The following is an 8,441-nucleotide window of genomic DNA, read 5'->3' as shown; positions in this document are numbered from 1 at the left end:
GACACGGTTCTGGTACCGGACCCGGGCTTTCCCGGACACCGCCATGCCGTGGAGGCGCTGGGCCGCAGCCCCCTGGTCTATCCGGTGCCCGATCCCTCGGGAGACTGGTTGATGCGACTGGAGTCCCTGGCCGCTGAGGCGCAGGCCCTGATCTGGCTGAGCCCGAACAATCCCACCGGTGAGGTGCCCCTGGAGGCGGACTGCCGCGCGGTGGCCGACATCGCCGCCCACCGCGGGCTGTTCCTGATCAGCGATGAGGTCCATCACGACCTCGTCTGGGCGGGCACGCATGCCAGCCCGCTGCCCTTCGCACAGCCGGACCGGCGCGCCGCTGTGTGGAGCGCGTCGAAGTCCCTGAGGCTGGCGGGGTGGCGGGTAGGCTGCGCGGTCAGTCCGCCCAAGAGCGCGCAGCGGATCGCACGCACAGTGGGAGCACTGACGGTGGCTGCATCCTTGCCGGCCCAGGTCGCCTGCAACGCTGCGGTGGGCGACTACGGCGCAGTGCTCCGCCAGTCACGGGACAACGTCCTGCCCAATCTGCAGTATGCGGTGGATGTGCTCCATCCGCTGGTGGTGATGCCGCGCAGCGGTGTGTGCCTGTGGGTGGACATCGGGGTGACGAAATTGAGCAGCAAAGAGTTCGCACTGCTGTGCCGGGAACAAGCCGGACTACGCGTGTGGCCCGGGGACCGCTTCGGGCCAGCAGGTGCCCGGCATGTGCGGATATGCCTGGGGCTTCCCCAGGACATGGCCCAAAGGGCCGTGCACCGGCTGGCTGAACTGCTGAGACCATATACGTAGCAGGAGACCTCGCCGTCTCCGGTAAGGAAGAGGAACGTGACCATTGACAAGGTCGGTGCGGTCATCCTCAACGACCAGGGCCAGATGTTGGTGGTGCGCAAGCACGTACCGGGCCGCCACACCTTCATCATTCCCGGCGGCCAGCGTGAGACCGGCGAGAGCGACGAGCAGACCTGCCGCCGTGAACTGCTTGAGGAGCTCGGCACGCAGGTCGTGGCCATGGACTACTTCGGGACGTACGAGGAGCCCTCTGAGTTCGAGGACGCAGCATTGCGGGCAACTGTCTACCGTGTCGAGATCAAAGGGGATCCCACACCGACCAGCGAGATCGTTGAACTGGCATGGGTTGACGGTGCCTCACTTGCCGCGGGAGTGGAAGTGGGCAGCGTGGTGGCGCGCCATGTCCTGCCACGGCTCGTGGGCGAAGGGCTGGTCAAACCCGCGTGACTGCAGGCAGGCTCGCGACCCCAAGCCCCTTCGCGGGCGTGGGCGCAGGCGGGGCATGGCAGGAACCGCATCGTGAAAATCACGGTGTCCGGCCTCACTGCTGCAGGCAAGACGACCCACGCTAGGCGTCTGGCGGACGAACTGGGCCTGCCCTACTTCAGCGCCTCGCAGATCGTGTCCCGGCTCAGCGGGCAGCCTGGCCCCTGGTCACCACGGACCGATGCGGTCCGCGCGGAGCGGGACATCGACGCAGAAGTCGACCGCCGTATCACCCGTCTGTTCGAGACAGCCCCTGCAGGGGTCTTCGACGCCTGGGCGCTGCCCTGGCTGACAGCCGCTCCGGCCCTTCGGGTCTGGATCGAGTCCGACCTGCCCAGCAGGGTCAGAAAGGCGTACGTCAGCGAGCTCCGCCGCGGCCGGGTGCCGGACGAGCAAGGGGTGCAGGAACTCGTCAACGCCAAGGACAGGTTCTCCCAGCAGCAGTTCAAAGTCCGCCACAAATTTGACCTCTTCATGGATCACGACATCTTCGACATCGTGATCGACAATTCTGCGTACATCCCCGTTGCTTCGATCGCTGCGTCTGACCACGGAATCGAAAGCTTCCATCCGGTGTTCCTGGAAAGAATAGTTCGCACCGCAGGGCTCAGCATGCCCTGAGCTCCCCTGTACCCAGACCGCCCGGACCGTCCAGACCGGTCCGGGCACCATGAACCTAGGAGCGGGCGATGCAACAGCCTGACGTCGCGGTCATGTTCTCCGGGGGCCGGGATTCCTCGCTGGCCGTCGTCCGCTACTGCATGACGCAGACGAGGGTCCGCCTTCTCCGTTTCTCCACAGGGCTGGGCATCCCGTCAGAACTGCCGGCAATACGCGAAGCGGAACTGCGAGCGGCTTTCCCTGAAATGATCCACGAACAGACGCCGGTCCTCTCCGCCTACGGCATCGTCCGCCGGCTGGCATTGGCCGACATCGAAGAAGATTTCCGCAGGTTCGCCGGCAAGAACCTCGTACTGCTGGGTGAAAAACTGGCCCTGCACTGCGCCGCGACCGTCCACTGCCTCCGCAATTCCGTCACCGTCCTCGCCGACGGGACAACCGGATACCAGGCAGATCTCCCCGAACAGCGCCATGTGGCCATCAAATTCTTCCATGACCTGGCCCAGCACTTCGGCATCACCTACGAGACACCGGTTCTCGACTGCACAAGCAGCCAGGAAGTACGGTTCGGTCTCCTCGAGGCAGGCCTGTCGACCAAGTCCCTCGAAGGGATCTCCATGTTCGCCGACACTTTCAGCTACGCAGCCGACGAGACAGTGGCTGACTACCTCGCGGCCAAGCGCCAGACAGCAGTCGAGTACATCGAGCGCCACATCCCCACCAGCCGGACCGGCCGCCTGCCCCAGCAACCACACGGCAGCCTGGAGCAGGACTGCGAAAGAGCATAGACAGCGATCCCCCTCGACGACGCCGCCCCAAAACGCCTGGCGATCTCCGCGCGGCCCGGGACACCTCTCAGCGGCACGTCTGGGTGCGGAAGATGCCCAGGCCAGTGCCGTGCGGCTCGCCTCGCTTCGCGATCACGGGGCGGATTCCACGTTGCCAGAGCAGGCGGCGGTACTTGTCGTGGTCGTAGCCGCGGTCAGCCAGCAGCGCGTCCGGCCGCCGACGCGGTCTGCCGACCCGCCCCGCAACGGCCGGGATCTTGTCGAGCAGAGGCAGGAGCTGGGTGACGTCATTACGGTTTCCACCGGTCAGCGACACCGCGAGCGGGATGCCCTGCCCGTCGGTGATGATGTGGTGCTTGCTGCCCGGACGTGCGCGGTCGACCGGGCTGGGTCCGCTTTTGGGCCCCTGCGTGCGGCCCGGACGTGGGAGGAGTCGATCACCGCCCGGGACCAGTCCAACTAGTGGCTTGTCACGCAGCCTTGGTCGGGTATTGGGTCCACTGGCGGATCGGTGAGTCGGGGGCGAAGTTGGTCTTGGGTTGCGTGTGAGTGTTGCGCCAGCGCACGTAGGCGGCGATGGCGGTGTTCTGCTCGTCGTGGCTGCGGTGGTCGGTGCCGTTGAGTGCGAAGTAGCGCAGGGCCGCGAACTCGGCCTCGATCCAGTTCAGCCAGGATCCGTAGGTCGGCAGGAAGACCAGCTCGACTTGGTGGTCGGCCGCCCAGGCGCGGACCTTGGCGTGTTTGTGCGGGGAGAAGTTGTCCAGCACCACATACAGCTTCTGGTCGGGCCAGCGGGCCCGCAGGGCCTTGAGCAGGCCGAGGAACTCCCGCCAGCGTTTGCGCGGGCGGATGCGGTAGTACAGCTTGCCGGTGGCCAGATCGAGGGCGGCGAGCATGTGCCTCACACCGCCGTAACGGTTGTAGGTGGCTCGTAACCTGCGCGGACGCCTCACCGGACCCCATGCCTTGCCCTTGCGTGGCATCAGGTTCAGCGGGCCGAACTCGTCGACGCATATCACCCGCCCGTCCGCCGGTGAGGTGTCGTAGAGCGCCAGGATGCGGTGCATCTTGGCGATGAACTTCCGGGTCGGTGGACGCCTTCCACGTGGTGGTGGTCTTCCGGGAGACCTTGCCCGCGCGCAGGATCCGGCGCAGGGTCTCCCGGCTGATGGCGGCGGTCACCTTCTGCCTGACCAGATGGTCGGCGAGCTTGCTCAGGCTCCAGGTGGAGAACGCGGTGATCTTCCAGTCGGCGGGGGACGTCCGGGCGATCAGGCAGATGTGCTCGCGCACCTCGTCATTGATCGTTTTGGGGCGTCCCCCGCTCCATTTTGGGTCCAGCGCGTCGAACCCCCGCTCGTTGAAGGCATGGATGACCTCACGGACGTAGTCCTGGCCGACCTGCATCAGCGTGGTGATGTCCTTGACCGTCTGGCCCTGCGCGGACATCAGCACCACGATCGCCCGGCGGAGTTTCACCGGGTCCTTCGCGGTGCGGCTGATCCGCTGCAGCCGGCGGCCCTCCTCCATACTCACCGGCCGGACGAACACACTCGGCGGGCGTCCCACAACCACCTCCAAGATCAGGTCTTGGAGGTGGTCTGCTGGCTCACGGGCAGCGGGTCGATTACCCGGCCAAGGCTGCGTGACAAGCCACTAGCCAGCGAGGAAGACAGTGGCGAGGAAGGCGGCCCGGCGTCCGGGCAGTGCCTAGTACTCGCTCAGTCCGAGTTCCTGGTGGGGGTGGCACCGTCCGCACGGTTCGACACCGTCGACGATGAAGTGGATGGCGTCCTGAGCGGAGATCGGTCTCTTCCGCTTGCCTTCGCGGCACCAGCCTGCGTGTACAAGCAGCGGGGGGCGCCCGTCGCCGATGCCCAGCTCCACGACCCAGTCGGGGGAGGGCCGGCGCTGCGCGCCTCGCTCTTTCTCCTCTTCCCGCTGCCGGAGGGCGGCGATCTTGCCGTCGATGCGCCCTAGCCACATGGCGTGCCACGCCCTCAGGGTGGCAAGCCGGTCCAGGTCAGGAGGCAGGTCGTCGAACACATTTACGATTCTAGATCCGAAGGCCCCCTCGCCCGACATCTCGCGTGTGTCCTGTGTCAACGAAACTTGATCATGTGCCATCGAACTTTGGCGGACGCGGGTTCGTGCCATCGAAGTTTGATCACGCCTGGCCATGGGGTGAGGGCTGGCCCGAAAGAGACGTTCGGACAGCCCTTGGGGCCGCCCAGGGGCGGCCCGGAAGCGTTGCCCCCGATCAGGCTCCAGAGTGCTGGTGCGCCTGCTGTGTCTGCCAGTACGTATCACTGTCGGGAGCGCCTGCGGTTTGTGCCTGCGACTGCTCGGCCCACTCGTTGGGCACCACCTGCTCCATGCCGCAGAACGTGCACTGAATCGCAGATCTCGTCGAGATGGGGAACAGCGGCACGAAGAACAGCGTGAACTTGGTGACGTACTTCGTGACCGTATGCGCGGCAGGGTTGCCGCAGTGACGACACGTCAGCATGAGTATCGCGAGCCGGTACAGGTATACGTTGCTGCCGAAGATGATCATGAGTGGAGTCCTTGAAAGTGGGGCGGAGGACGCCGGGGTGAGTCGACGGGCGTCCGCTCTCTGTGCCGTGTGGTGATTCCATTACGCCCTGGGTGGGGGCTTGGTGCATGGCCCGGAATCTCGGGGCTTGACAAGGCCGTGACGAAGACCGGCGCAGGCCGTTCGGGGCCGGGTGGCCGGAGCTGTTGCGGTATGGCGCAGCCACAGTCCTCGGCCTGTAGCGTCGGATGCCGGTCGCGCCACTGTCTGCGTCAACGAACCTTGATCATGTGCTGTCGAATTCGACGGTCGCGAGTTCGCCATCGAAGTTGATCACGCCTGGTCAGCGGCTGGGCAAGGACTACGCGACGCCGGAGGGCGGCCTCCCCGGGGTGACGCGTCGGCCGCCGAACCCGACGTCGGTGCGGCGCCAGATCCCCTGTGACCAGGGGTTATGTTCATCAATCTTCGATGGCACGTGATCAAGGTTCGCTGGCACAGGACAGCGTGTTCGAATTCTAGTTCGATAATGTGGGGCGGAGGAGGTGGGTGTCATGACAGCAGGAGCGCAGGCACGAAGGGTGGCGAGCGTGATGCATGTGCGCTGCCCGGATCCTCTGCCGCAGGACGTCTACCGGCAGGTCCTGGAGCAGCTGGCGGAGCTTTCCCCCATCGTCTAGGCCCTGCCCCCCGTCCGCGGCCCTGGCGGAGCTGAAGGGCGCGCTGAAATATCACGGTGTCGACGCCCGCCGCCTCGCAGAGATACTGCGGGTGAGAACCCTCTCCCGGCTCGGCATCGACATCCGGGTGGGGGTCGGGCCGACGATCACGGTCGCGGCCACCGCCTCCGGCAGGATCCCAGATCCGGGCGGCGTCCTCGCCGTGAACCCCGACCAGGTCACCGACTGGCTGGGACCGCTGCCTGTCGAAGCCCTCCACGGCATCGGCCCCCGGCAATCGGCCGCCCTGCGGGACTACGATGTGCACTGCGTCGGCCTGCTGGCCGCCGTCGACCCGGCCACCACGCGGCGCATCTAGGACTTCTCATTTGAATGCGCTGGAGATTCTCATGTGATGTCCCAACCAATTCTCGCTACATGTCGCCGAGTTGATGCCGCGACCAGCAACGACGTGTGACATCCAGATGAGAATCCTTGGTGGCATCGAAATGAGACATCGCAGGCACTGAGCACCTGCACCGACATGGACGTCCTCGCCCGCCTGAGCGGGCACTCGCAGCAGCAGACCGGAGAGCTCCTCGACCGACTGGTCACGACCCGCACCCTGAGGGCCTGGCATCACAACCGCGAGACCGACGAGACGTTCTGGCGGCTTCCCCAGCTCAGCGCACGCCCTCGCAGCAGCACTCCGAGACCTCACAGCTAGAGACGGTCCACCCTGGCAGCGCTCCCGCTGTCACCGTCAGCGCGAAGCCTCAGCCCTCACGCCGTATCAGGTCGGGTCAGCGCGTTGGGAACTCTTCAGTTCTTGCCTCTCACGACGAGCTCGCGAGCACCGGTCGGTCGGCGGGGTTCGCCGACCGTGGCCGATCCCTCGTCAGCTGCCGACGTGACGCGGCAACTGTGCGGCCGCATCCAGGAAGGAGGTGATCCAGACGATCCCGCCGGTATGTGAGCGTGCTGCGACGATACCGACGACGACGTTGTCCGGGTTGAGCACGGCAGCGCCGCTGTAGCCCTCGAACCCGAGTTCGCCGTCCCCGCGCACCTGTACCTGCCACCAGTTGTTATGGGCCTGACCGACGAGCACGCCTTCTCTCCATACCCCCGAGTCGTACCCCCTGGGATAGCCGAACAGTTTTACTGCATCGCCGCTGTGGGGCTGGCCCACGCTCGCTGTAGCCGTGGGAACCAAGGGTGTTTCGAGAGACAGCAGAGCGAGATCGACCTCATCGTCTACGGCAACCCCTTGGTGGGGCATGCGCCAGACAACACTGGCCTCGTAGGTGCTGCGTGTGCCGTCGGCGGGCGCCACCAGGATCGGTTCGTGTGCAGCCTCGTCGCGTCGGGTAAGGCTGTCCACCACATGCGCGCGGGTCAGAACATGCCCACTGCCCAGAAGTACGCCGGCACCCACGGCCCCTGAATCGCCACTGATCCTCACGAATGGCCGGGTCGACACGGTCATGACCGGGCGTGTCTTCACCACGGTGTCGCCAGCGGCTTGCTGGTGCAGTTCGTGAAAGCGGGCGGCCTCTTGTTCAGGGTCAGGGACGGTGACCGCACGCCCAGCGAACCACCTTACGAGACTGTCGAGTTGATAGGCCGTAGGCCACTGGCGGCCACTGAGAACCTTCGCCACCAGATCCCTGTTCATGGTCGCGCGGAAGTCGCCTGCCGCCAGGCCTTCGCTGATCGCCCGAACACCGGGTGCATCTGCTGCCTGGTACAGCACATGGAGAGCTTCCAGCAGGCGCCGCCTCGGCCCGTCGGGGTAGTCCCGCTCAGACGGAAGGCTGATTCCCCTGCTCCCCCTGGTCGCCATGGTGGCCTCCTGGTCGCCGCGGCCCGCGAAGTGTCAGCATCCGTCAGCAAGTGTCACGGACGTCGGGCCTCTCAGGAAGCTGTTCCCGCAGGTCGTTACGCATTCGCCGAGGGAGGTGTCATTAACAAGTCACCCACTCCCGCGGCCAGTGCCTAATGGAAGGACAAGGCGGGACGCCGCGCAACGGCGCCCCGCCCCAGCACCGGCCGGCCGCCGAGACGTTGGAGCGCAAGGCGGCCTGTCCATCCACACAGAGAGATGAATCGATGCCTTCCAACCGTACGCCTGACAGGGGACGCCACGGCGACCTGCTCGTATTCCTCTCAATCCTCGGCGTAGGAACCGTCCTGGTACTGGTGGGACACGTCAGCCCGCAGGACCTCGCCGGTTACACCTCGTCCTTGGCGGTTCTCTATGCAGCCTGGCGCCCACTGACCCGGACCAGGACGGAGAAGAACCGAGAGGACAACAACGATCCGTGAGGACACCGGGTGCTGCTCGCTGCGACGACGAGCAGCAAGCTTTGGTGGGATCGGTCCGAAATTCCAGGCCCGCTCCCACTACTCTTCACTCCCCCACCGCGGCGGCACCGGTGTCGGCGGGACTGTAACTGGCCCTAACAAAGCCTCTGGACGTGTCGGTGGGTGATCAGGCAGACGGCGAGTCCGAGGAAGGCCTCGTGGATGTCGTCGCGTCGTTCCCAG

Annotated in this window: 11 protein-coding genes and 2 pseudogenes; 7 read left to right on the top strand and 6 right to left on the bottom strand. The window is 65.8% G+C overall.

Features of this window, described 5'->3' with window-relative positions; translation table 11 throughout:
* The 4 genes from H305_RS0143250 to H305_RS49055 form a co-directional block, all read left to right on the top strand.
* A partial coding sequence (locus H305_RS0143250) for a pyridoxal phosphate-dependent aminotransferase (RefSeq protein ID WP_158690702.1) occupies positions 1-801 on the top strand: 801 nt, incomplete at its 5' end.
* Positions 802-837: 36 nt separating this feature from the next.
* Positions 838-1,248 (top strand): NUDIX hydrolase, encoded by a 411-nt coding sequence (locus H305_RS0143245; RefSeq protein WP_028805890.1) that lies wholly within the window; start codon positions 838-840, stop codon positions 1,246-1,248.
* Between the two features lie 72 nt (positions 1,249-1,320).
* Positions 1,321-1,908, top strand: coding sequence for an AAA family ATPase (locus H305_RS49060; RefSeq protein ID WP_051371620.1), 588 nt, complete (start codon positions 1,321-1,323; stop codon positions 1,906-1,908).
* A 68-nt stretch (positions 1,909-1,976) separates the two neighbouring features.
* Positions 1,977-2,696, top strand: coding sequence for a hypothetical protein (locus H305_RS49055; RefSeq protein WP_051371619.1), 720 nt, complete (start codon positions 1,977-1,979; stop codon positions 2,694-2,696).
* A gap of 85 nt (positions 2,697-2,781) precedes the next feature.
* Here the strand turns inward: H305_RS49055 and H305_RS51925 are convergent.
* The 5 genes and pseudogenes from H305_RS51925 to H305_RS0143215 form a co-directional block, all read right to left on the bottom strand.
* Positions 2,782-3,155, bottom strand: a pseudogene (locus H305_RS51925) (transposase); the annotation flags it as partial.
* Positions 3,156-3,166: 11 nt separating this feature from the next.
* Positions 3,167-3,763 carry an IS630 family transposase gene (locus H305_RS54260; protein WP_234021454.1) on the bottom strand — a complete coding sequence of 199 codons (597 nt, stop codon included), beginning with the start codon at positions 3,761-3,763 and terminating at the stop codon, positions 3,167-3,169.
* 133 nt (positions 3,764-3,896) lie between these two features.
* A pseudogene (locus H305_RS55600) lies at positions 3,897-4,145 on the bottom strand (helix-turn-helix domain-containing protein); the annotation flags it as partial.
* Between the two features lie 261 nt (positions 4,146-4,406).
* Entirely contained in the window at positions 4,407-4,742 is a 336-nt protein-coding gene (locus H305_RS0143220) for a DUF6233 domain-containing protein (protein WP_028805889.1), read from the bottom strand.
* Between the two features lie 214 nt (positions 4,743-4,956).
* On the bottom strand, positions 4,957-5,253 hold the full coding sequence (locus H305_RS0143215; protein ID WP_028805888.1) for a zinc-ribbon domain-containing protein: 297 nt from the start codon (positions 5,251-5,253) through the stop codon (positions 4,957-4,959).
* A gap of 533 nt (positions 5,254-5,786) precedes the next feature.
* Here H305_RS0143215 and H305_RS56255 point away from each other — a divergent pair.
* The 3 genes from H305_RS56255 to H305_RS0143200 all read left to right on the top strand — a co-directional run bounded on the left by H305_RS56255 (position 5,787) and on the right by H305_RS0143200 (position 6,618).
* Positions 5,787-5,912: a hypothetical protein gene (locus tag H305_RS56255; RefSeq protein WP_324608141.1), complete on the top strand. Its 126-nt coding sequence runs from the start codon at positions 5,787-5,789 to the stop codon at positions 5,910-5,912.
* Positions 5,913-6,003: 91 nt separating this feature from the next.
* Positions 6,004-6,270: a hypothetical protein gene (locus H305_RS56250; protein WP_028805887.1), complete on the top strand. Its 267-nt coding sequence runs from the start codon at positions 6,004-6,006 to the stop codon at positions 6,268-6,270.
* 165 nt (positions 6,271-6,435) lie between these two features.
* Positions 6,436-6,618, top strand: coding sequence for a hypothetical protein (locus H305_RS0143200; protein ID WP_028805886.1), 183 nt, complete (start codon positions 6,436-6,438; stop codon positions 6,616-6,618).
* A 171-nt stretch (positions 6,619-6,789) separates the two neighbouring features.
* On the opposite strand, the gene H305_RS0143195 is transcribed toward H305_RS0143200, so the two are convergent.
* A complete protein-coding gene (locus H305_RS0143195; protein ID WP_028805885.1) occupies positions 6,790-7,737 on the bottom strand; it encodes a S1 family peptidase in 948 nt (315 codons plus the stop codon).
* Positions 7,738-8,441: the final 704 nt, after the last annotated feature.

This window comes from Streptomyces sp. 142MFCol3.1 (assembly GCF_000424945.1).
GTDB lineage: Bacteria > Actinomycetota > Actinomycetes > Streptomycetales > Streptomycetaceae > Streptomyces > Streptomyces siamensis.
Note: the sequence above shows the minus strand (reverse complement) of the source record. Positions and strands in the feature narration are given on the sequence as shown.